Annotated in this window: 19 protein-coding genes; 13 read left to right on the plus strand and 6 right to left on the minus strand. The window is 62.2% G+C overall.

Annotation, left to right across the window (positions count from 1 at the left end; genetic code table 11):
- Positions 1-16: 16 nt before the first annotated feature.
- Both AC2FML_RS09590 and AC2FML_RS09595 read left to right on the plus strand, forming a co-directional pair.
- A complete protein-coding gene (locus AC2FML_RS09590) occupies positions 17-442 on the plus strand; it encodes a GlcG/HbpS family heme-binding protein (RefSeq protein WP_170340334.1) in 426 nt (141 codons plus the stop codon).
- A gap of 188 nt (positions 443-630) precedes the next feature.
- Complete coding sequence (locus AC2FML_RS09595) at positions 631-1,410, plus strand: gamma-glutamyl-gamma-aminobutyrate hydrolase family protein (RefSeq protein ID WP_170340336.1); 780 nt, start codon at positions 631-633, stop codon at positions 1,408-1,410.
- 64 nt (positions 1,411-1,474) lie between these two features.
- Here AC2FML_RS09595 and AC2FML_RS09600 read toward each other — a convergent pair whose 3' ends face one another.
- Entirely contained in the window at positions 1,475-3,715 is a 2,241-nt protein-coding gene (locus tag AC2FML_RS09600; RefSeq protein ID WP_496782912.1) for a xanthine dehydrogenase family protein molybdopterin-binding subunit, read from the minus strand.
- 3 nt (positions 3,716-3,718) lie between these two features.
- Positions 3,719-4,183 (minus strand): (2Fe-2S)-binding protein, encoded by a 465-nt coding sequence (locus AC2FML_RS09605; protein ID WP_170357311.1) that lies wholly within the window; start codon positions 4,181-4,183, stop codon positions 3,719-3,721.
- A gap of 99 nt (positions 4,184-4,282) precedes the next feature.
- Between AC2FML_RS09605 and AC2FML_RS09610 the strand changes: the two genes are divergently transcribed.
- The gene (locus AC2FML_RS09610) at positions 4,283-4,861 is read left to right on the plus strand and encodes a TetR/AcrR family transcriptional regulator (protein ID WP_496782914.1); all 579 of its coding nucleotides are present in this window, start codon (positions 4,283-4,285) and stop codon (positions 4,859-4,861) included.
- Here AC2FML_RS09610 and kynU read toward each other — a convergent pair.
- A complete protein-coding gene (kynU, locus tag AC2FML_RS09615; RefSeq protein WP_496782915.1) occupies positions 4,854-6,047 on the minus strand; it encodes a kynureninase in 1,194 nt (397 codons plus the stop codon). The two genes, AC2FML_RS09610 and kynU, sit on opposite strands and share 8 nt — an antisense overlap.
- 198 nt (positions 6,048-6,245) lie before the next feature.
- Here kynU and AC2FML_RS09620 point away from each other — a divergent pair, with 198 nt between their 5' ends.
- From AC2FML_RS09620 to AC2FML_RS09645, 6 genes are all read left to right on the plus strand, one after another.
- The gene (locus AC2FML_RS09620) at positions 6,246-6,695 is read left to right on the plus strand and encodes a methyltransferase family protein (protein WP_170460609.1); all 450 of its coding nucleotides are present in this window, start codon (positions 6,246-6,248) and stop codon (positions 6,693-6,695) included.
- 130 nt (positions 6,696-6,825) lie between these two features.
- Complete coding sequence (locus AC2FML_RS09625) at positions 6,826-8,397, plus strand: Re/Si-specific NAD(P)(+) transhydrogenase subunit alpha (RefSeq protein WP_475143261.1); 1,572 nt, start codon at positions 6,826-6,828, stop codon at positions 8,395-8,397.
- A gap of 13 nt (positions 8,398-8,410) precedes the next feature.
- On the plus strand, positions 8,411-9,865 hold the full coding sequence (locus AC2FML_RS09630; RefSeq protein WP_170357315.1) for an NAD(P)(+) transhydrogenase (Re/Si-specific) subunit beta: 1,455 nt from the start codon (positions 8,411-8,413) through the stop codon (positions 9,863-9,865).
- A gap of 98 nt (positions 9,866-9,963) precedes the next feature.
- The gene (locus AC2FML_RS09635; protein ID WP_170340955.1) at positions 9,964-10,320 is read left to right on the plus strand and encodes a VOC family protein; all 357 of its coding nucleotides are present in this window, start codon (positions 9,964-9,966) and stop codon (positions 10,318-10,320) included.
- Between the two features lie 106 nt (positions 10,321-10,426).
- Positions 10,427-11,704 carry a DUF3422 family protein gene (locus tag AC2FML_RS09640; protein ID WP_170440813.1) on the plus strand — a complete coding sequence of 426 codons (1,278 nt, stop codon included), beginning with the start codon at positions 10,427-10,429 and terminating at the stop codon, positions 11,702-11,704.
- Between the two features lie 69 nt (positions 11,705-11,773).
- Positions 11,774-12,910, plus strand: coding sequence for an MFS transporter (locus AC2FML_RS09645; RefSeq protein WP_170391037.1), 1,137 nt, complete (start codon positions 11,774-11,776; stop codon positions 12,908-12,910).
- Between the two features lie 7 nt (positions 12,911-12,917).
- Here AC2FML_RS09645 and AC2FML_RS09650 read toward each other — a convergent pair whose 3' ends face one another.
- From AC2FML_RS09650 to AC2FML_RS09660, 3 genes are all read right to left on the minus strand, one after another.
- Positions 12,918-13,898 carry an ABC transporter permease gene (locus tag AC2FML_RS09650; protein ID WP_093964881.1) on the minus strand — a complete coding sequence of 327 codons (981 nt, stop codon included), beginning with the start codon at positions 13,896-13,898 and terminating at the stop codon, positions 12,918-12,920.
- The gene (locus AC2FML_RS09655) at positions 13,891-14,898 is read right to left on the minus strand and encodes an ABC transporter permease (protein ID WP_170340961.1); all 1,008 of its coding nucleotides are present in this window, start codon (positions 14,896-14,898) and stop codon (positions 13,891-13,893) included. Before AC2FML_RS09655 ends, AC2FML_RS09650 begins: the two co-directional genes overlap by 8 nt.
- Positions 14,899-14,992: 94 nt before the next feature.
- Positions 14,993-16,699, minus strand: coding sequence for a peptide ABC transporter substrate-binding protein (locus AC2FML_RS09660; RefSeq protein WP_496782918.1), 1,707 nt, complete (start codon positions 16,697-16,699; stop codon positions 14,993-14,995).
- A gap of 282 nt (positions 16,700-16,981) precedes the next feature.
- Between AC2FML_RS09660 and AC2FML_RS09665 the strand changes: the two genes are divergently transcribed.
- The 4 genes from AC2FML_RS09665 to AC2FML_RS09680 are packed head-to-tail and all read left to right on the plus strand — an operon-like array spanning position 16,982 to position 22,376.
- A complete protein-coding gene (locus AC2FML_RS09665; RefSeq protein ID WP_170357320.1) occupies positions 16,982-18,802 on the plus strand; it encodes an ABC transporter ATP-binding protein in 1,821 nt (606 codons plus the stop codon).
- 5 nt (positions 18,803-18,807) lie between these two features.
- Entirely contained in the window at positions 18,808-19,974 is a 1,167-nt protein-coding gene (gene argE, locus AC2FML_RS09670; RefSeq protein ID WP_496782920.1) for an acetylornithine deacetylase, read from the plus strand.
- Between the two features lie 55 nt (positions 19,975-20,029).
- Complete coding sequence (locus AC2FML_RS09675; protein WP_496782922.1) at positions 20,030-21,196, plus strand: M20 aminoacylase family protein; 1,167 nt, start codon at positions 20,030-20,032, stop codon at positions 21,194-21,196.
- Between the two features lie 16 nt (positions 21,197-21,212).
- Complete coding sequence (locus AC2FML_RS09680; RefSeq protein ID WP_496782924.1) at positions 21,213-22,376, plus strand: M20 aminoacylase family protein; 1,164 nt, start codon at positions 21,213-21,215, stop codon at positions 22,374-22,376.
- Positions 22,377-22,396: the final 20 nt, after the last annotated feature.

The following is a 22,396-nucleotide window of genomic DNA, read 5'->3' on the forward strand; positions in this document are numbered from 1 at the left end:
GACAGAGGACAAAATCATGTCGGTTTCACTCAGAAAGGCCCGCACCATCATTCGCAAAACCCTTGAGAAAGGGCGCGAGATGGACCTGAAACCCCTGTCGGTGGTGGTGCTGGACGCCGGTGGCCATGTCATCGCGTTCGAGCGCGAGGACGGTGCCGCCCCAGGCCGGTTTGCGATTGCTCATGGCAAGGCCTATGGATCGGTCATGCTGGGCATGGCAGGCACCGCCCAGATGAAGCGGGCCGAGGCGCAGGCCTATTTCATGGCTGCGGTGAACGGGGTTTATGGCGGGCAGGTCGTTCCGGTTCCGGGCGGCGTACTGCTGCGCGACCGCAAGGGCGCGGTGATCGGTGCCGTCGGGGTAACCGGAGACACCTCGGACAACGACGCCGCTGCCGCCATGGCCGGGATCGAGGCCGCCGGGCTGACCGGCGAGACCTGATCTGCACAAGCGCCGTCCCGCCGCGGCCGCCTGTTTCGGGAAATTCGTCCCGCGCTCTGCGGAAATCGGGAACAATATGTGCGTATCTGAACACGTCCTTGCGCCATGGTGCAGGGCGTGTTTTCTTGCACGTTATTGAAGGGGCGGATAATTTCCGACCAGTTCAAGTAAAACAGCAAGGTAGCACAATGTCCCGACCCGTCGTTGGCATCATCGGCAATTCGTATCTGATGAACGACCAGTACCCCACCCATGCCGGGGGGACGATGAATTCGGACGCGGTCGCGAATGTCTCGAACTGTCTGCCGCTGCTGATCCCGGCCGATCCGCGCTATGTCGACGTGACCGAGCTGCTTGAGGTGTGCGACGGGTTCTTGCTGACCGGTGGCCGCCCCAACGTACACCCCGAGGAATACGGCGAGTCGGCAACTGACGCACATGGCGAATTCGACCGGGCGCGCGATGCGATCACCCTGCCGCTGGTACGGGCCTGCGTGGAACGCGGCCAGCCCTTTCTGGGCATCTGCCGGGGCTTCCAGGAGGTCAACGTGGCCATGGGCGGCACTCTGTACCCGGAAATCCGCGATCTGCCCGGCCGGATGAACCACCGCATGCCGCCCGATGGCACGCTGGAAGAGAAATTCGCCCTGCGCCATGTGGTCAAGCTGACCGAGGGCGGGGTGTTCCACCGCCTGTTCGGTGCCAGTGAGGTGATGACCAATACGCTGCACGGGCAGGGCATCAAGACGGTGGGCAAGGGCGTGGTGATCGACGGCCACGCGCCGGATGGTACGCCCGAGGCGATCTATATCCAGGATGCGCCCGGGTTCACCCTGTCGGTGCAATGGCACCCGGAATGGGATGCCGCGAATGACCCGGTGTCGCGGCCTCTGTTTCAGGCTTTCGGCGACGCGGTGCGGGCTTGGTCGGCAAGTGCAATGCCGACGCCGGTGCGGCAATCGGCCTGACAATCGGCTCTCGGATTTCTTCAAAAGACCGGCGCGGCAATCACCGCGCCGGTCTTTTTTCGTTTCACACCAGCAGGTTGAACTGCTTGTTGAGCGGCAGGGTCCGAGCGCGCTGGCCGGTCAGGTCAAACAGCGCGTTGCCAAGCGCCGGCATCGAGGGCGGCGTGCCGGGCTCGCCCGCGCCACCCATGAAGCGGTTGGTTTCCAACACCTGAACCTCAACCTGCGGCGCGGTGTGCATGCGCAGCGCGTCATAGTCGGGGAAGTTCATCTGTTCGACCTCGCCATCGGCGAAGGTGATCTCGCCGTAGCAAGCCGCCGACAGGCCATACATCATGCCGCCGAACATCTGCGCCTTGACGTTTTCAGGGTCCAGCGCCAGCCCCATGTCGCAGGCGATCCAGGCCTTGCTGATGCGGATGGTGCCGTCTTCGTCGGTCACCTCGATCACCTGCGCGACCGGGGTGCCGAAGCTGTAGGTGAAGGCCACGCCGCGCCCCACGCCATCGGGGGTCTTGCCCGTCCAGTCGGACATGTCGCGCACCGCCTCGAGGCACCCGGCCGAGGGCGCGTGTTCGTCGCGCATCAGCTCCAGCCGGAACTCCAGCGGGTCGCGTCCGGCGGCATGAGCCATCTCGTCGATGAAGGTCTCGTGGAAGAAACCGTTGTGGCTGTTGCCGACCGAGCGCCAGAAACCCACCGGGATCTTCAGGTCGGCGATATGGCCGCTCATGCGATAGTTGGGCACCGCGTAGGGCTGGTTGAAGAACCCTTCGACCAGAACCTTGTCCGGGCCAGCGCCGGGCATTCCGGTATAGCGCTCAACGGCTTGCTGCGTGCAGGACTGCGCGGCGACCGCACCATCGATGAGCACTGCTTTGCCATCCTGAACCGCACCGCGCATCCGCGCCATCGCACCGGGGCGGTAGTAGTCGTGACGCATATCTTCTTCGCGGCTCCAGGTGGTCTGGACCGGAGTGCCGGGCATCGCCATGGCCACTTTGGTGGCGATGTCGCCGAAATCCAGCTCTCCGCGGCGACCAAACCCGCCGCCCAGATAGGTGGTGTGGATTTGGACGGCTTCGGTGTCCAAACCGGCCGTGTTGGCAACGCGGAACTGGATCAGCGTGGGGGCCTGGTTGCCGCACCACAGTTCCAAGGCGTCGCCGGTGAAAAGCGCGGTGGCGTTCATCGGTTCCATCGTGGCGTGGGCCAGGTAGGGGACAGTGTATTCAGCGTCGATCACGGTCGCGCCTTCGGGAACGATGCTGACATCGCCGTCATCGCGCATGGTCGAGTTCGGATCCGCGTCGAAGGCCTTGGCGATCTCGGCAAAGATGGCGTCGGTTTCGGGCGGATAGGGGGCCTCGCCCCAATCGACGTCGATGGCCTCGACCGCCTGGTTGGCAAGCCAGGTGTTGGTGGCGATCACCGCAACACCGTTGCCCAGATCGACAACCTTTTCGACACCAGGCATTGCCTTGGCGGCGCTGTCGTCAAAGCCGTTCATCTGGCCGCCCAGCTTGGGGTTCATCCGGACGCTGGCGAATTTCATGCCGGGCAGGCGCACGTCAACGCCGAACTGGGCGGTGCCGGTGGCCTTTTCCACCATGTCCAGACGCGGCAGGGTCCGGCCCAGATAACGCCACTCGGACGGGTCGCGCAGCTCTGCCTCAATCGGTTCCATCTGCGCCACGTCTGCAGCCAGGTCGGTATAGGCGATCTTGCTGTCATCAGGCGCGATGACATGGCCCGAAGCGGTCTTCAACTGAGCCCGATCCACCCCCAGTCGGTCGGCGGCGGCCTGTTTCAGCGTCTCGCGGGCGGAGGCACCAGCCGCGCGCATTCGCACGAACCCGTCCTTCATCGAGGTCGAGCCGCCGGTGACCTGCAGGCTGAGCGCCTTGCCGATCACGCCCAGGGCCTCGCCCAGATTGTGCTGGAAGTTCGAGACGTCATAGCCCTTGTTGGGCAGGCTCTCGCCGATTAGGGCCGAGTTGTAATAGGCCGCCGCCGCTGGTCCGTGCAGAACGGTGACCTGATCCAGATCCACGTCCAGTTCCTCGGCAATCAGGGCGGCCCAGGTGGTTTTCACGCCCTGGCCCATCTCGGCGCGGGGCGCAAACAGGGTCACGCCGTTCTGGTCGATCAGGATGAAGGGGTTCAGGGCCGCTTCGCCGTCGCCCGGTTTCAGCGGGTTCTTGGCGGGGCGGTTGACGTAATAGACGCCGAAAGCCACGCCACCGACGATGGCGGCGGACCCGATCAGGAAGGTGCGGCGCAGGATTTTTCCGATGCTGGCCATGGATCAGGCCTCCTTCAGCTTGGCGGCGGCGTCGTGGATCGCGGCGCGGATGCGGGGGTAGGTGCCGCAGCGGCACAGGTTGCCCTGCATCGCCTCGTCGATTTCTTCGTCAGAGGGGGCAGGGTTTTCGGCCAGCAGCGCGGCGGCCTGCATGATCTGCCCCGACTGGCAATAGCCGCATTGCGCGACCTGATGGTCGACCCAGGCCTGCTGGATCGTGGCCAAGTTGTCGGGCGTCCCCAACCCTTCGATCGTGGTGACCTCGCCCCAGACATCGGACAGGGCAACTTGGCACGAGCGGACGGCCTCGCCATCGATCTGCACCGTGCAGGCTCCGCAGGCGGCCACACCGCAGCCGAACTTGGTTCCGGTCAGGCCCACCTCGTCGCGCAGCACCCACAGAAGGGGGACATCGTCGGGCAGATCGACCTGATGTGGCTTTCCGTTGATCGTCAGCGTGGTCGCCATGGCGTACCTCTTTTGGCTGTGGCTGGTTTCTGACATAATTGATGAAAAATGTCAGTGCGTCAATTGACAATTTCGCGCGAAACTGTCAGAGGTCAATTCATGGCGGAAAAACTGGATGATACACGGGCAAAGGCGATCCTGACTTCGGCGTTTCAGGCCTTTTCCGCCTATGGGTTCCGCAAGACCTCGATGGACGACATAGCGCGCGGCGCGGGTATGTCCCGTCCAGCGGTCTATCTGCATTACAAGAACAAGGAGGCCATCGTTCGCAGTCTGACACAGGCGCATTACGCCGAAAAGATCGCGGCGGTGGCGCAGGCGTTGCAAGGCGACGGAGCGGTGTCCGAGATCCTGGCGCGGGCGATTGACGCGCAGATCGCCGGGATGGCGGCCATCCTGGCCTCGCCGCATGGGCTGGAGATGCTGGATACCAGCAAGTCCACCGCTGCCGACATCGTGGCCGAGGGCGAGGCGGCGCTGGCGGATCTCTACGCTGAATGGCTAAAGCGCGAACTGGCGGCCGGTCGCGTGCGCCTGCCGGACGGTCCGGCCGAGACCGCGCGGACCATCACCGCCGCGCTGAAGGGGATCAAGATGACCGCCTCGAACGCCGAGGAGTTCGAGCAGCGCATTGCCCAGTTGTCCGCGCTGATCGGCGCGGGGCTTGAGGTCAGGTAACCCGCTGCCGGACCTTGAATTCCGGTCTGTCCCACAAACGGTTCTGCATGATGTCAGTCAGGATCTCGACGGCGCGCGACACGTCGCCTTCGTCGATATACAGCGGCGTGAAGCCGAACCGCATGATGTCGGGCGCGCGGAAATCCCCGATCACGCCGCGGGCGATCAAGGCCTGCATCGCCGCGTACCCGTCGGCAAACCGGAACGAGACTTGGCTGCCACGCATCGCGGGGTCGCGGGGGCTGGCCATTTCCAGATCGGGGCAGGTGGCCTCGACCTGCTGGATGAACTGTTCGGTCAGGGCGATGGACTTGGCGCGCACATTATCCATGTCGGCCATGTCCCAGATATCCATCGCCGCGGCCAGCGCGGTCATCTGGATCACCGGTGGCGTGCCGACGCGCATGCGCTCGATGCCCGCGCCGGGGCGATAGTTCAGGTCGAAGGCAAACGGCGCCTCGTGCCCCAGCCAGCCCGACAGGGCCGGGCGCGCGGTGTCCGCCCATTTCGGAGCGACATAGATGAAGGCCGGGGCGCCCGGACCACCGTTGAGGTATTTATAGGTGCACCCGACCGCGAAATCGGCGTTGCAGCCGGCCAGGTCCACCGGGATGGCCCCGGCTGAGTGGGCCAGATCCCACACCGTGATGACGCCGCGCGCATGGGCCAGCTCGGTCAGCGCCTTCATGTCGTGCCTGCGGCCGGTGCGATAGTCGACTTCGGTCAGCATCAGCACGGCGACTTCATCGGTAATGTGCTCGGCCACGGTCTCGGGGTCCACGACCCGAAGCTCGTACTCCTCGCCCAGCGAGCGCAGCAGCCCGTCAGCCATGTAGAGATCGGAAGGGAAGTTGCCATTGTCCGACAGGACCACCTTGCGCCCCGGGTTCAGCTCCAACGCCGAGGCAACCGCCTGAAAGACCTTGATCGACAGCGTGTCGCCGACCACGACCGTACCGGGCGCGGCGCCGATCAGGCGGCCGATCCGATCGCCCAGGTCGGTCGGCATGCCCATCCACCCGGCCTTGTTCCACCCGGTGATCAGCATCTGGCCCCATTCCTCGGTCAGCATCTTCTGTACCTTTGCGGCCGCCGCCTTGGGCAGAGGGCCCAGCGAGTTGCCGTCCAGATACAGAACTCCTTCCGGCAGGTGGAACATGGCTTTGGTGGCGGCGAAGTCAGTCATGATAAATCCCGGTGTTTTCTTGTGTCCGACCCGGGGTATCGGATCGGTGCCGGGCTGTCTACGCCCGCCTGTTTGTGGCCCGGGTGCACAATATTCGACCGCAAGGCCAAGATGCTTTGCCATCGGGGTCTGAAAGCGGTAGGACTTGGCCCGGAAGCGACATGTGCCGGTGCATGTCGTCGTTCAAAAGGGATGCTCATGCGCCGTATCGACGTACCGCCACTTTGGCTTTTGGGCTTCGCGGTGTTGGCCTGGTTGCAGGGCCGTTATCTGTCGCTCGGCCTGTCGCTGGAAGGCGGGTTGACCGACCTGCTAAGCGGGTTGCTGATTGGTGGGGGTATCCTGCTGGCGGTTCTGGCCATCGTAGAATTCCGCCGTCACCGTACGACCGTCATTCCGCACGAAACACCCACCGCAATGGTGCAGTCGGGCATCTACAAACGCAGCCGCAATCCGATCTATCTGGGCGATGTCCTGATCCTTGCCGGGTTGATCCTGCGCTTCGATGCGGTGCTGTCGCTGGTTTTGGTTCCGGTCTTCGTCTGGATACTGGAACGGCGGTTCATCCTGCCCGAAGAGGACCGCCTGCGCCGCACCTTCCGTGCGGACTTCGCGCGTTACGAACGCAAAACCCGTCGGTGGATCTGAAATGCGCCGACCCGTGACACAACGTAATGAATGCTGCGCTTGCGAAATAATGTTGCGCAGGATAGATCTTTGCTTAACAAACAATACCGGCCACCCGCTCGGTCAGAGTGAAAATTAGGGGGACTTGCCGGTGAAAATAGGCACGCCAAAGGAAATACTGAAAGGCGAGAACCGGGTCGCGATGACTCCGGAGTCAGCCGTGCAGCTGCAGAAATTGGGCTATGAATGCGCCATCGAGAAGGGGGCTGGTGCTGCCGCCGGTTTCTCAGACGAGGCTTACGAGGCCGTCGGGGTCGAAATCGTCAAGACAGCCGCCTCGTTGTGGAAATCGTCGGACATCATCGCCAAGGTGCGCGTGCCCACCGAGACCGAAATGAAACGTCTGACCAAGGGCAAGACGCTGATCTCGTTCTTCAACCCGGCCGGGAACGAAGAAGGGATGGAATTGGCGAAAGCCAAGGGCGCCAATGTCATCGCGATGGAAATGGTGCCCCGCATCAGCCGCGCGCAGAAGATGGACGCTTTGTCTTCTATGGCCAACATCGCCGGGTACCGTGCGGTGATTGAGGCGGGCAACAACTTTGGCCGCTTCTTCACCGGCCAGGTGACGGCCGCGGGCAAGGTACCGCCGGCCAAGGTTCTGATCGTTGGTGCCGGCGTGGCCGGTCTGGCCGCCATCGGGACGTCGACGTCGCTTGGCGCTATCACCTATGCGTTCGATGTGCGCCCCGAGGTCGCTGAACAGGTCGAGTCGATGGGCGCCGAATTCGTCTATCTGGACTTTGAAGAAGAACAGCAGGATGGCTCGGCCACCGGTGGGTATGCTTCGGTTCAGTCCGAGGAGTTCCGCAATGCTCAGCTGGCCAAGTTCCGCGAGCTTGCGCCCGAGATGGACATCGTCATCACTACGGCCCTGATCCCCAACCGCCCGGCCCCCAAGCTGTGGCTTGAGGATATGGTCAAGGCGATGAAGCCCGGATCAGTCATTGTGGACCTTGCGGCCGAGCGTGGAGGCAATGTCGAAGGCACCGTGCCGGATGAAAAGGTCGTGACCGACAATGGCGTGACCATCATCGGCTATACCGACTTCCCCAGCCGGATGGCGGCTCAGTCCTCGTCGCTTTATGCGACCAACATCCGTCACATGATGACTGACCTGACCCCGGACAAGGACGGTCAGATCAATCATAACATGGAAGATGACGTGATCCGTGGCGCGACCGTCACCTATGAAGGTGAGATCACCTTCCCGCCACCACCGCCCAAGGTGCAGGCCATCGCGGCCAAACCCAAGGCCGAGGCCAAGGAACTGACGCCCGAAGAAAAACGCGCGCAAGAGATTGCGGCCTTCAAGGCGCAGACCAAGCAGCAGGTTACCCTGCTGGGCGTGGGCGGTGCGCTGATGCTGCTGGTGGGGCTGGTGGCTCCTGCCAGCTTCATGCAGCATTTCATCGTCTTCGTGCTGGCCGTCTTCGTGGGCTTCCAGGTGATCTGGAACGTCAGCCACAGTCTGCACACACCGTTGATGGCGATCACCAACGCGATTTCCTCGATCATCATCGTGGGCGCGTTGATGCAAATCGGGTCGGGGTCTTTCCTCGTCATTCTGCTGGCGGCGCTGTCGATCTTCATGGCCGGGATCAACATCTTCGGCGGTTTCCTCGTAACCCGGCGCATGCTCGCCATGTTCCAGAAATCTTAAGGAGGCCGGGCACATGGAATTTGGCTTCACCACTGCCGCCTATGTCGTTGCGGCTGTTCTGTTCATCCTTTCGCTCGGCGGCCTGTCGAACCAGGAAAGCGCCAAGCGCGCGGTCTGGTACGGCATCGTTGGAATGGCGCTGGCGGTTTTTGCAACGCTGGTCGGCCCCGGATCGGGCCTGTGGCTGCTGTCGCTGCTGCTGATCATCGGCGGCGGTCTGATCGGTCAATACGTGGCGCAGCGCGTCCAGATGACCGAGATGCCGCAGCTTGTCGCCGCCATGCATTCGCTGGTGGGTCTGGCGGCGGTTTTCGTCGGGTACAACGCCCATTTCGAGATCAAGAATGTCGCCGAAGTCTTTGCGATCGTTGACGCGGCCAAGGATGCCGACCTGTCGGATCTGGGCGCCTTCGCGAAACTGATCGCCAAGAAAACTCCGGCCGAGCTGGCCATTCTGCATGTCGAGCTGTTCCTGGGCATCTTCATCGGTGCGATCACCTTTACCGGTTCGGTCGTGGCCTATGGAAAGCTGGCCGGCAAGGTGACCTCAGCGGCCACCAAGCTGCCGGGCGGGCATGCGCTGAACGCGTCGGCGGCTGGCCTCTCGCTGATCTGTCTGATTTGGTACACCGCTTCGGGTGGGTTCTTCCCGCTGTTCCTGATGACGCTGGCGGCGCTGTTCATCGGTTATCACCTGATCATGGGCATCGGCGGTGCCGACATGCCGGTCGTTGTGTCTATGCTGAACAGCTACTCGGGCTGGGCCGCGGCTGCGATCGGTTTCTCGCTGGGCAACGACCTGCTGATCGTCGTCGGCGCGCTGGTAGGCTCGTCGGGTGCGATCCTGTCCTACATCATGTGCAAGGCGATGAACCGTCACTTTGTCAGCGTGATCCTCGGCGGCTTTGGCGGCACTTCGGGACCCCAGATGGAGGTCGAAGGCGAACAGGTGGCGATCGACGCCGACGGTGTTGCAGCAGCGCTGAACGATGCCGACAGCGTCATCATCATCCCCGGCTACGGAATGGCGGTGGCGCAGGCGCAGCAATCGGTCAGCGAACTGGTCCGCAAGCTGCGCGCCAAGGGCAAGAATGTGCGCTTTGCCATCCACCCCGTCGCGGGCCGTCTTCCGGGCCACATGAACGTGCTGCTGGCCGAGGCCAAAGTGCCCTATGACATCGTGCTGGAAATGGACGAGATCAACGACGACTTTCCGGAAACAGATGTGGCGATCGTCATTGGCTCGAACGACATCGTGAACCCTGCGGCACAGGAAGACCCGAACAGCCCCATTGCCGGGATGCCGGTTCTGGAATGCTGGAAGGCCAAGCAGGTGATCGTCTCGAAACGCGGGCAGGGCACCGGGTATTCGGGCATCGAAAACCCGCTGTTCTACAAGGAGAACACCCGCATGTTCTATGGCGACGCCAAGCAGTCGCTGGACAAGCTGCTGCCAATGATCGACTGATCTGTGGCTCTTATACTTGGAAAAGGCGCCCCTCGCGGGCGCCTTTTTCCGTTTCAGGGTATGATGCCGTATCAACCCCAATCGGCAGGAGGTGTTCCATGCATAAGGTAAACGGCATCGGCGGCGTGTTCTTCCGCGCCCGCGATTCAAAGGCTCTGTCGCAATGGTACGAGACCCATCTGGGCGTCAATCACTATGACCCGGTTCCGTGGAAGCAGCGCGAAGGCTACACCGTGTTTGCCCCATTCGCCGAAGACACAGACTATTTCGGTGATGCCGCGCAGCAATGGATGATCAATTTCCGCGTCGACGATCTGGCGGCCATGGTCGACCAGCTGCGTGCGGCTGGAATCGAGGTGGAGACCCGTGACGAATGGAACAGCGAGATCGGAAAATTCGCCCGCCTGCACGACCCCGAGGGCAATCCGATCGAGCTCTGGCAGCCAAATCAATGAGATAGCCGGCTTGTATACCGCGGTATCCATGTAAGTATATGAAATAAAAAGATAATTGATGAAATCCCCCGGTGTCGTATAGTGCCCGGAACACAAGGAGCCGCTCATGACGCCAATCGAGGATCATCCGCTGCGCTATGCGCTGGCCAATGAATTGCACGCGCGGCCGTTCCCCGTGGCGCAGGCGCCGTGCACGGTTGTATTCCTTGCGATCAAAAAACCGGTCGCCGCGGTGGCGCGCGACCGAGCCGAAGATATGGCCCACCTGATCGACCTGTTGGACCGCCACGGGGCGCAGCATCCGCAGCCCGATGCCACTCACTATGCCGGCCAGATCGGGCGGCATTGGTTGAAGTGGGAGCACCACACGGAATTCGTGACCTATACGGCCATCACTCAGAATGTCAGCGAGCGCGCGTTCAACCCCGCCGATTTCGAGGTTTTCCCCCCCGACTGGCTGTTGGCCAGTCCGGGCCAGCGCGTGACCTCGATCATGCTGCGGGTGGTGCCGCGCCCGGATGACGGGGCCACTCAAGCCGCGCTGGCGGATTGGTTCGAACCGGAAAGCCTGGCGGTGTCGCGGGTGCTGGACGACTCGGCGATTTGCGCCAGCGATTTTCGCATCGACCCGGCGGGCCACATGCGGTTTGCCCTGTTCGTGTCCGAGGGCACCGGGCGCAGGCGCACCGGCCGGATCATCCAGCGCCTGTGCGAGATCGAGACCTACAAGGCAATGTCCATGTTGGGCTTTGCCCGGGTTAAGGCCCTGATGCCCCAGATCGGCGAGTTGGACCGGCAACTGACCCAGTTGATGGGCGAGATGACCAAGGATACGACCCATCCCGACGATCTGCTGCCGCAATTGCTGGCCACCTCGACCGAGCTCGAGACGCTGTCGGCGCGTTCGGCCTTTCGCTTTGCCGCGACGGGGGCCTATGAGGCCATCGTGCACCAGCGGATCGAGGCGCTGCGCGAGGATCGCTTCCACGGGCGTCAGACATTCGCCGATTTCATGATGCGCCGCTATGACCCGGCCATGCGCACGGTCAAGGCAACCGAACGGCGGCTGCAGGCACTTTCGGACCGGGCCATTCGCGCCGGCGACCTGCTGCGGACGCGCGTCGATGTCGAGCGCAGCGCGCAGAACCAGGCCTTGTTGGAGAGCATGGACCGCCGGGCGGATCTGGCGCTGCGATTGCAGCACACGGTCGAAGGTCTGTCGGTGGTCGCTATCAGCTATTATGCCGTGTCGCTGGTCAGTTACCTGCTGTACCCGTTGACCAATGCGGGGATCAGCAAGGGGATGCTGACCGCAGGCGTGACGCTGCCTGTAGTGGCGCTTGTCTGGCTGGCCGTGCGCCGCATCCGCCGCAAGCTGGAATAGCGCGGCTTGCCAACCGGCGCACTGCCTGTATTGCTGCGAGGCAGATATTTCGCTGGCAGGGCAGGTTTCATGATCGGATTGGTTTCAGCCTGGCGGGCCGTGGCCGCCATGTTCATCCTGAACGGCGCCCTGTTCGGCATCTGGGCCTCGCGCATTCCAGCCGTCCGTGACCGTCTGGGGCTGAGCCACGAGGAACTGGGCTATGGCCTGCTGTTCATGGCGGCCGGGGCGGTGTGTTCCTTTCCAGTCACCGGACGCCTGACCGACAGGTTTGGCGCGGTGACCGTGACGCGGGTGATCGCGGTCCTGTACACGGCCTCACTGATCCTTCTTGCGGCCGCCGACAGCTTCGCCATGCTGGCCGCGTTCCTGTTCATCTTCGGGGCCTTCCACGGCTCGATGGATGTGGCCATGAACGCCTGGGCCGCCGAGGTCGAGCAGGCCTACGCCAAACCGGTGATGTCCTCGTTTCACGCGATGTGGAGCCTTGGTGCCGGGTTGGGTGCGCTCAGCGGCTATGGCGCGGTTCAGCTGCAGCTTGACGTGTTGCCGCATTTCCTGCTGGCCGGTGGGGCAACCGTCGCGCTGGCGCTTGCCCTGTCCTGGGTCCGATGGACGTCGCGGCGGGTGCAGTCTGACGCCAACGCGATCTTTGCCTTGCCCAGCGGCGTTCTGGTTCTGGTCGGGCTGACCGCGATGTGCGGCGCGTTGGGCGAGGGGGCAGTAGCTGACTGGAGCGCCATCTTTCTGCGGGATGTCACGGGTGTGGCTGAAAGCGTTGCGGCCTTGGGCTATGCCGTCTTTTCGGTGTCCATGGTTGCCGTGCGGCTGCTAGGCGGCCTCGTGATCGCCCGATTCGGCCCGGTGCCCGTGGCACGGGTCAGCGGAGCCTGCGCGGCCGTGGGCGTATTCCTGGTGGTATCGGCCGGCGGCGCGATCGGGGCGCTGGCTGGATTCGCGATGATGGGCGTGGGCTATGCGGTGATCATGCCGCTGGCCTTCAGCCGGGCGGCGAATGACCCGCATGTCCCACCGGGGCAGGCCATCGCCAGTGTCGCCACTTTGGGGTACGGAGGTCTGCTGATCGGTCCGCCGCTTATCGGGCTTCTGGCGGGGATCCTGTCACTGCGGCTGGCCTTTGCCGTCCTGCTGCCGCTGGCGGTGGTGATCGTGGTGTTGGCCGGCGCGCTCAGGCGCGCCGACTGACTTTGGATCAGCGTCCGCGGATACGCGGATCGAGCGCATCGCGCAGGCCGTCGCCCAGGTAGTTCACGCTGAGAACGGTCAGCGAGATCGCCAGGCCGGGCCAGAACACACGCTCGGGGTATTGCTGCAGATAGTCGACGCCATCGAACAGTAGCCGGCCCCAGGTGGGGAAGTCAGGCGGGAAGCCCAGCCCCAGGAAGGACAGCGCGCTTTCCGTGATGATCGCCGTGGCGATGCCCAGCGTGGCCGACACCATGATCGGCGACAGCACGTTGGGCAGGATGTGCCGTGTGATGATCTGCGTGTTGCTGGTGCCGATCGAGCGGGCGGCCAGAACGAACTCGCGTTCCTTGATCGCCAGCACGTCGCCGCGCACGATCCGCGCCGTAGGCATCCACGAGGTGATGCCGATGGCGCAGACGATCAGGATGAAGATCCCACGCTCGAGCCCGAACGCAGCGGATAGAGGTTCGCGGAACAGCAGCATCATCACCAGCAGCAGCGGCAGCAGCGGCAGGGCCAGGAACAGGTCGGTCAGGCGCATCAGCGGCCCGTCCAGCCGTTTGAAGAACCCGGCAACCACGCCGATGAACGACCCCAGGAACAGCGCCAGCAGCATCGCGGTGATGCCGACCGATACCGAGGTCTGCCCCCCAGACATCATTCGCGCCATGATGTCCCGGCCCAGTTGATCGGTGCCGAACGGATGGGCCCAGCTGGGCCCCTGGTTGCGGGCCCGGATGTCGATCTGGGTCGGGTCGATGGTCCACAGGAACGGGCCAAGGTAGACGGCCGCGACGATGAAGATGAACAGCATCGCGCCGATCATGGCGCCCTTGTGGGTCTTGAACTGATCCCACACGTCGCGCCACTGGCTGCGGGGCGGGGTGGTCAGTTCTTCCATTACATCGGCAGTCGGCAAGGCCGTCGAGGCCGGCGCAAGGCCCTCATCAGGGACCAGCGTGTCTGATTGATTGTGATCAGTCATAGCGGATCCTCGGGTCCAGAATGCCGTAAAGAACGTCCGCGATCAGGTTGAACAGGACGATCAGCACGGCAAAGATGAAGGTCAGCGTCTGCACCATCGGCAAGTCATTGGCCTGAATGGCGCCGATCAGCAGCTGACCGATGCCGTTCACCTTGAACACCTGCTCGGTGATGATCGCGCCACCAAAGATCGCCGGAATACCCAGAGCGATCACGGTAACCACCGGGATCATCGAGTTGCGCAGGACATGTACCATGACGACGGTGTATTCGCTCAGGCCCTTGGCGCGGGCGGTACGGACGTAATCCTGGTTGAGGTTGTCCAGCATCGAGGCGCGCATGAACCGGCTGAGCTGCGCGGTGATCTGCAGCGCCAGCACCATCACGGGCATGATCATCTGTTTCAGCTGAATGACGAAGCTGTCCCAGTCATTGACCACATGCGTCGTGTCATAGATCGACGGGAACCAGCCCAACTGGACCGAGAAGATCACGATCACCAGCACCCCCGAGAAGAACGGCGGAACCGAGAAGCCGACCATCGACACGAAGGTGCCCATCTGGTCGAACCAGGAATACTGGCGATAGGCCGAATAGATGCCGATGGGCAGGGCGATCAGGATGGCGACCACATAGGCGGTGCCGACAACCCACAGGGTCTGCGGGATACGCTGAACGACGATGTCCATGACGGGCGAGCGGGTCTGCCACGAAATCACACGCAGGTCACCTTCGGAAAAGGTAGTGCCAAAGATGTGGTCGACCAAAACCTGCGGTTCGATCCAGAAGAACTGCACGATCCATTTCCAGAACCGGACATGCATCGGCTGGCCGAGGCCAAGCGCCTCGCGCATCTTCTCTTTGACTTCGGGCGGAACGGTAAGCGGAACCTGTGCCATCGGGTCGCCGGGGGCGAGCTCGAGCAACAGGAAGATGACGAGACTGATGAACAACAGCGTCGGAACGGCCAGGATCAGTCGTCGAATGGTGAAGTTGAGCATTAAGAGGCGCCTTTATATGCGTCTTCTTGTTGGTGGAACTTGCGAAAGACCGCGCCCCGATACAGATCGGGACGCGGCCGTGCAAGGCTAGCGCTTAGGAACCGGTCTTGCGGTACCAGTCAGCGATGTTCCACAGTTCGCTGTCCCACACGTTCAGGACGACACCGCCCAGAGTGTTTGCGTGGGCCGACAGACGACCACGGTGGACCAGCGGGATCATGCCGCCGTTCTGAACCATGATGTCGTTCAGCTGCTTCGCGATTTCGGCGCGCTGCTCCAGACCTGCGGTCTGCGCCAGTTGGGCGTGCAGCTTGTCGAACTCTTCGTTGCAGAAGCGGCTGATGTTCTCACCCTGCCACTGGGTCTCGGGACGCGGTGCCTTGTCGCACAGGCCGTTGCCCAGATAGCTTTGCGGGTCGGTGCCGTTGAAGGTGTTGGCGTACATTTCAACGTCAGCATAGAACTTCTGGAACGTGTCGGGCGAGCCCGGGTCACCACCGAAGAAGACCGAAGCGTTGATGTTGCGCAGTTCGGTTTCAATGCCGATCTGGCTCCACCATTCCTTGATCAGCGCCTGGAAGTCCTGACGGACGGCGTTGGTCGAGGTCTGATAGACGATTTTCAGCGGAACGCCATCCTTCTCACGGACGCCGTCGCCGTCGGTGTCGACGATGCCGGCATCATCCAGCAGTTTCTTGGCGCCTTCGATATCCTGCGTGTCGCAGGTCATCGAGGTCGAGTTGAACGCAGCCGGAGCCGGCACCCAGTTGCAGGTCACTTTACCCGCCTGGCCATAGCCGATCTCAACCAACAGCGGGCGGTCGATTGCCATCGACATAGCCTTGTACACCGCCGGATCCTTCAGGAACGGGTGCGGGTGCTTGGCCGTCGAACGCTCGCCTTCCGGCAGTTCGGGCGACGGGTTGGTCTGGTTCAGCATGATGCGCTCGACCAGCGGGCCAAAGCCTGCCACCGGAGTGCCTTTGCCGCCTTCCTGCATCTGCGCGATCACTTCGGGCGCCAACTGCAGGTTCCAGGCATAGTCGAACTCGCCGGTTTCCATCACGGCGCGACCGGCCGCAGTCGCATCGCCGCCGCCCTTGAAGGTCACGGTTGCGAAGGCCGGTTTCGCCGGGTCACGATAGTTGTCGTTGGCCTTGAAGGTGATCACATCGTTCGGCTTGAACTCGGTGACGACAAACGGGCCGGTGCCGATCGGGTTGAAGTTCTGATCGGTGCATTCCGGAGCTTTCGCGCCCATGCAGTCCGCGAACTGAGCGGCCTGAATGATCGGGCTTTCACCGCCGACGAACGGACCGTAGGGGAACGGGGTCGGCTTGTCGAAAGTGACTTTGACGGTCAGATCATCCACAGCTTCGACGCTGGTGACGCCTTCGAACTTGGTCACCTGCGCACAGCCTCCTTCGGGGTCCATGCAGTAATCGGCGGTGAATTTCACGTCGGCCGAGGTGAACGGCGTACCATCCGACCAGGTGATCCCCGGAGCGATCTTCCACGTGATCGAGGTGAGGTCCTCGCTCACGCCGCCGTTTTCGACGGTCGGGATTTCGGCTGCCAGATACGGCACCATGTTGCCGTCCTGGTCGTAGCGGGCCAGAGGTTCGATCACCAGCGAGGCCGCTTCGACGTCTTTGGTGCCGCCCGACAGGAACGGGTTCAGGATCGAGGGTGCTTGCCAATAGATGATGCTGACGTTGCCGTCCGATCCGCGCTCGGCCATGGCCATCGGGGCCATCGCCGTGCTTGCAATCGCACCAAGCAAAAGGGTTTTGATTTTCATCATACACTCCTTGTTGGACACATTCGTGTCTCGATTTTCTCCGCAAGGCCTGCGGATTTGGCGTTGCCGTGCCGGGCTCAAGCCACTGAAACAAAAGACAATTGCGCAAATGTCTGCGCACTACGCCCAATTTCTCGGCACGGTTACGCGGGGTATCGAAACAGAGTTTGCAGAAATTGCAAGCCTTGCCGCAGCGAAACTGGCAATGCGTTTGACTTTTCCTGTCAGCCCGCCTTAGCGTTCGGCAATCAAAACACTCATGCAGCCAAGGGGAGCGCTCGCGTGCTGGATCAGCCTATCGCCCAGATCAGGGAACTTCGGGTCGAATTCCAAACCAAGGATGGGCCCGTCGTCGGGGTCGAGGACGTCTCGTTCGAGGTCCGTCCGGGCGAAACCGTCTGCATCGTGGGCGAATCGGGATCGGGCAAGTCCGTATCTTCGTTGTCATTGATGCGCCTTGTTGAATTCGGCGGGGGTGAAATCGCCGGCGGACAGTTGATTTTCGACCGCAACGACGGGACCGAACTGGATCTGGCCAAGGCCGATCAGGACCTCATGAAGCAGATTCGCGGCAACGAAATCGGGATGATCTTTCAGGAACCGATGACGGCGCTGAACCCTGTTTTCACGGTCGGGCGACAGCTGACCGAAGGGCTGCGGATTCACAAGGATATGTCCAAGTCCCAGGCCGAAGCACGCGCCTTGGAACTGCTGAAACAGGTCCGCATCCCCGAACCCGAGCGGCGGCTCAAGCAGTATCCGCACGAATTGTCGGGCGGGATGCGCCAGCGGGTTGTGATCGCAATGGCCATGGCCTGCGAGCCGCGCCTGCTGATCGCCGATGAACCCACCACGGCTCTGGACGTGACGATCCAGGCCGAGATCCTCGCCTTGATGGACCGGCTGAAGCGTGAAACCGGCACGGCGGTCATGTTCATCACCCATGACATGGCCGTGGTCGCCCAGATGGCCGACAGGGTTGTCGTCATGTACCGCGGCAACAAGGTCGAAGAGGGCACCGTCACCGAGATTTTCGAGAATCCTCAGCATGACTACACCAAGGCTCTGCTGGCCGCGGTGCCCAAGCTGGGTGAGATGCGCGGAAAATCCGCCCCCGAGCCGATGAAGTTGCTGGGTGTCGAAGGACAGAAGATCGCCCCGATTCCCGGAACCGAGGATGTATTGCTGTCAGTCCGGAACCTGACCACGCGGTTCCCGGTAAAAGGCGGGATCCTGCGCCGCACCATTTCGAATGTGCACGCGGTCGAAGACGTCTCGTTCACCCTGAACAAAGGGCAGACGCTGAGCCTCGTCGGCGAGTCGGGTTGTGGAAAATCTTCGGCCGGACGCTCGATCCTGCGGTTGATCGAGCCCATGGCGGGTGAAATCAGTCTTGATGGCATGGACATCATGAAGCTGGACCAGAAGGGCCTGCGCAAGGCCCGCCTGGACATGCAGATGATCTTTCAGGACCCATTCGCATCGCTGAACCCGCAGATGCAGTTGGTTGATCAGGTGGCCGAGCCGATGCGCAACTATGGCGTGGCATCGGGGTCGGAACTGCAGGACCGGGTCGCACAGCTGTTCGACAAGGTGCACCTGCCACGCAGCTTCATGCGCCGGTTCCCGCACGAAATGTCGGGTGGGCAGCGGCAGCGAATTGCGATTGCCCGGGCGCTGGCCCTGAACCCGAAACTGATCATTGCGGACGAAGCCGTTTCCGCGCTGGACGTTTCTGTTCAGGCGCAGGTTCTGAACCTGATGATGGAATTGCAGTCCGAACTTGGCCTGAGCTATCTGTTTATCAGCCACGACATGGCCGTGGTTGAGCGGGTCAGCCACCACGTGGGTGTGATGTATCTGGGCCGGATCGTCGAACTGGGCCCACGGGCGCGTGTTTTTGAGAACCCGCAGCACCCCTATACGCAGGCATTGATGAAGGCGGTTCCAATCGCCGATCCCAATCAGCGCAAGTCGGAAAAAGATCTGAATTTCAAACCGATCCCGTCTCCAATTCACCCAATCGGCTATGAGCCTGCGCCTTCGGAATACCGCGAGGTCGAGCCGGGTCACTTCATTCTGACGACCGACAGCGGTTACTGACCCATATGCCACAGCGCCTGACTCCGCTTGAGATCATGACCAAGCTGATCGCGTTTCCCACCGTCAGCCGCGACAGCAACCTGCCGCTGATCGACTGGGTCGAAGACTACCTGAACGGCCACGGTATCCGCGCCCACCGATGGCCGGATCCGGACCAGCCGCACAAGGCGGCCCTGTTTGCCCATGTCGGCCCCTGGGAGGAAGGCGCGGTCGTGCTTTCCGGTCACACGGATGTGGTGCCGGTGGACGGACAACCCTGGGACAGCGACCCGTTTGTCGTGACCGAACGGGACGGCAAGTATTTCGGACGTGGTACCTGTGACATGAAGGGCTATGACGCCCTCGCCATCTGGGCGCTGGTCGAGGCGCAATACGCCGACGTCAAGCGCCCGCTGCAATTGGCGCTGAGTTTTGACGAGGAGGTCGGCTGCACCGGTGCGCCGCCCATGATCGTCGCCATGCAGGAGGTTCTGCCCAAGGGCTCGGCCGTGGTGGTGGGCGAGCCGTCGATGATGCAGGCCGTCACCGGCCACAAGGGCGGCTTCGGCTTTGATACCCACGTGGTTGGATACGAGGTGCACAGTTCGATCATGCATACCGGTGTCAATGCGATAATGTATGCCGCGCCGCTGATCGACTGGGCAAATGCGCAGAACGACATCAACATGGCGGCGGACCCCAGCGATATCGCGGCAGTCTTTGATCCTCCTTGGACAACCTGTCACGTGGGCATGATCAAGGGCGGCACTGCGCACAACATCACGGCCAAGGATTGCCGTTTCATGATGGATTTCCGGGTCGTCCCCGGCGAGCAGGCATCAGCTTGGAAAGAAGCCTATCTGGAACAGGTAAGAGTGGCGGAAAGGAAGATGCAGCAAGTGCATGCGGACGCCCATATCGAGGTGAAAGCCAGCTTTGCCGTTCCGGCTTTGGTCCCGGAAACCGATGGCGAAGCCGAGACACTGGTGCGTGCCCTTACGGGCGACAACGCTACCCATGTCGTCAGCTATGGCACCGAAGCCGGTCAGTTTCAGGAAGCCGGTTACTCAGCCGTGATCTGTGGGCCCGGAGATATCGCCCAGGCGCACCAGCCGAACGAATACATCACGATCGCTCAGTTCAACGCCGGCCATGACTTCATGCAGCGTCTGGTCTACAAACTGGCGGCGTGACCCAAAAGAGGCACTGGAAACTCAGGATTTCAGTCAGAAGCTCGGAGAGTTGAACATGCCGGTCAAAAACAGACTTGCCGAAATGCACGCCGAGATCACCAAGTGGCGGCGGCACCTGCATGCGCATCCCGAGTTGATGTACGACGTGCATGAAACCGCCGGCTTCGTTGTCGACCGACTCAAGGCGTTCGGTGTCGATGAAATCACGCCGGGTATAGGTAAAACCGGTGTCGTGGCCGTGATCCGAGGGCGGACGGACACGCAGGGGCGGGTGATCGGGTTGCGGGCCGACATGGATGCCTTGCCGATCAACGAGGCGACCGGACTGGACTATGCCTCGACCGTGCCGGGCAAGATGCATGCCTGCGGGCATGACGGGCACACGTCGATCTTGCTCGGCGCTGCGCAATACCTTGCCGAGACGCGCAATTTCGACGGAACGGTGGTTCTGATCTTTCAACCGGCCGAAGAAGGCGGGGCCGGCGGTCTGGCCATGTGCCGCGATGGGCTTATGAATCGCTGGGGCATTCAGGAAGTCTACGGCTTGCACAACATGCCCGGCCTGCCTGTCGGAGAGTTCGCAATCCGGCCCGGCGCGCTGCTGGCGTCGTCGGACGAGTTCGAGATTGTCGTGACCGGCAAAGGTGGCCACGCCGCCGCACCGCATGAAGCCATCGACACAACCTTGGTGGCATCGCATATCGTGGTTGCGCTGCAATCGGTTGTATCCCGCACCGTTGATCCAATCCGACGGGTGGTGCTGACGGTGGGGACGTTTGAAACTGACAGCGTCGCCTCGAACGTGATTGCGCACACGGTCCGGCTGCAGGGCACGGTTCGCACACTGGACCCGGAATACCGTGGCATCGCCGAGGAGCGCGTGCGCCGGATCGCCGAAGACACAGCCTCGGCTTTTGGCGCCAAAGCCCGCGTGACCTGGACGCCCGGCTACCCGGTGACGGTGAATTCCGAGGCGGAAACGGCCTTCGCCGCCGAAGCCGCCGAGGCGGTGGCAGGCAAGGTCAATGACGCAACGGATCCGATCATGCCGTCCGAAGACTTCGCCTACATGCTTGAAGAACGGCCCGGAGCCTACATCTTCTTGGGGAACGGCGACACGGCCATGTGCCACCATCCCGAATACAATTTCGACGACCAGGCCATTCCGGCCGGATGCAGCTGGTTCGCCGAGCTCGTCGAACGACGAATGCCCATCGCCTGAAACAGGAAAGACAGTCATGCCGATCAAGAACCGTTTTGCCGAAATGCACCCCGAAATCACCGGTTGGCGGCGCGACATACATCAACACCCCGAAATTCTCTACGATACCCATCGGACCAGCGCATTGGTTGCGGAAAAACTGAAAGAGTTCGGTTGCGACGATGTCGTGACCGGAATTGGCCGGACCGGGGTAGTCGGCGTGATCAAGGGCAGGACCGACACCCAAGGCCGGGTGATTGGTCTGCGGGCCGATATGGATGCGCTGCCAATGCAGGAGCAGACGGGAGCGGATTATGCCTCCAAGACTGCGGGCGCCATGCATGCCTGTGGCCATGACGGTCACACTGCGATGGTTCTGGGCGCCGCCAAATATCTGGCCGAGACCCGAAACTTCGATGGGACCGCGATCGTGATCTTTCAACCGGCCGAAGAAGGCGGCAACGGTGCTGAAGCCATGTGCCAGGACGGTTTGATGGACCGCTTCGGCATCCAGGAAGTCTATGCGATGCACAACGTGCCGGGCCTGCCGACCGGGCAGTTTGCCATTCGCTCCGGGCCTCTGCTGGCGGCGGCGGACGAGTTTGACATCCATCTTGAAGGCCGCGGCGGTCATGCCGCCAAGCCGCAGGAAACCGTGGATACTACGGTCATGCTGTCGCAACTGATCGTGGCCCTGCAGACCATCGTTTCGCGCAACGCCGACCCGATCTTGCAGGCCGTTCTGTCGGTCACGGCGGTCGAGACCTCGTCGAATGCGTTCAACGTGATCCCGCAATCGGCCCGGCTGCGTGGCACCGTCCGCACCCATTCGAACGAGATGCGCGACCTGATCGAACAGCGACTGAATGAAGTTGTGCAAGGTGTCGCGGCGACCATGGGTGGCACCGCCACGGTGACCTACTCGCGCGGCGTTCCGGTCACGATCAACGCGGAAGAGCAGACCGGATATGCAGAATCCGCGGCAATTGCCGTCGGTGGCAGCTGTGCCGAAGCACCGATGGTGATGGGGGGCGAAGACTTCTCGTTCATGTTGCAGGAACGTCCCGGGGCCTTCATAGTCCTGGGAAATGGCGACAGCGCCGGGCTTCACCACCCCGAATACGATTTCAATGACGAGATCATTCCGATCGGATGCTCGTGGTTTGCAGAGATGGTCGAACGCCGGATGCCGGTGGCCTGAGATTTTTTTAAGGAGAGAAG

The organism is Ruegeria sp. BHSC029, from assembly GCF_059613085.1.

Bases quoted from the DNA above. Each gene is read 5' to 3' on its own strand.
- AC2FML_RS09590 (WP_170340334.1), top strand. From the start codon at position 17: ATGTCGGTTTCACTCAGAAAGGCCCGCACCATCATTCGCAAAACCCTT.
- AC2FML_RS09595 (WP_170340336.1), top strand. From the start codon at position 631: ATGTCCCGACCCGTCGTTGGCATCATCGGCAATTCGTATCTGATGAAC.
- AC2FML_RS09600 (WP_496782912.1), bottom strand. From the start codon at position 3,715: ATGGCCAGCATCGGAAAAATCCTGCGCCGCACCTTCCTGATCGGGTCC.
- AC2FML_RS09605 (WP_170357311.1), bottom strand. From the start codon at position 4,183: ATGGCGACCACGCTGACGATCAACGGAAAGCCACATCAGGTCGATCTG.
- AC2FML_RS09610 (WP_496782914.1), top strand. From the start codon at position 4,283: ATGGCGGAAAAACTGGATGATACACGGGCAAAGGCGATCCTGACTTCG.
- kynU (WP_496782915.1), bottom strand. From the start codon at position 6,047: ATGACTGACTTCGCCGCCACCAAAGCCATGTTCCACCTGCCGGAAGGA.
- AC2FML_RS09620 (WP_170460609.1), top strand. From the start codon at position 6,246: ATGCGCCGTATCGACGTACCGCCACTTTGGCTTTTGGGCTTCGCGGTG.
- AC2FML_RS09630 (WP_170357315.1), top strand. From the start codon at position 8,411: ATGGAATTTGGCTTCACCACTGCCGCCTATGTCGTTGCGGCTGTTCTG.
- AC2FML_RS09635 (WP_170340955.1), top strand. From the start codon at position 9,964: ATGCATAAGGTAAACGGCATCGGCGGCGTGTTCTTCCGCGCCCGCGAT.
- AC2FML_RS09640 (WP_170440813.1), top strand. From the start codon at position 10,427: ATGACGCCAATCGAGGATCATCCGCTGCGCTATGCGCTGGCCAATGAA.
- AC2FML_RS09645 (WP_170391037.1), top strand. From the start codon at position 11,774: ATGATCGGATTGGTTTCAGCCTGGCGGGCCGTGGCCGCCATGTTCATC.
- AC2FML_RS09650 (WP_093964881.1), bottom strand. From the start codon at position 13,898: ATGACTGATCACAATCAATCAGACACGCTGGTCCCTGATGAGGGCCTT.
- AC2FML_RS09655 (WP_170340961.1), bottom strand. From the start codon at position 14,898: ATGCTCAACTTCACCATTCGACGACTGATCCTGGCCGTTCCGACGCTG.
- AC2FML_RS09660 (WP_496782918.1), bottom strand. From the start codon at position 16,699: ATGAAAATCAAAACCCTTTTGCTTGGTGCGATTGCAAGCACGGCGATG.
- argE (WP_496782920.1), top strand. From the start codon at position 18,808: ATGCCACAGCGCCTGACTCCGCTTGAGATCATGACCAAGCTGATCGCG.
- AC2FML_RS09675 (WP_496782922.1), top strand. From the start codon at position 20,030: ATGCCGGTCAAAAACAGACTTGCCGAAATGCACGCCGAGATCACCAAG.
- AC2FML_RS09680 (WP_496782924.1), top strand. From the start codon at position 21,213: ATGCCGATCAAGAACCGTTTTGCCGAAATGCACCCCGAAATCACCGGT.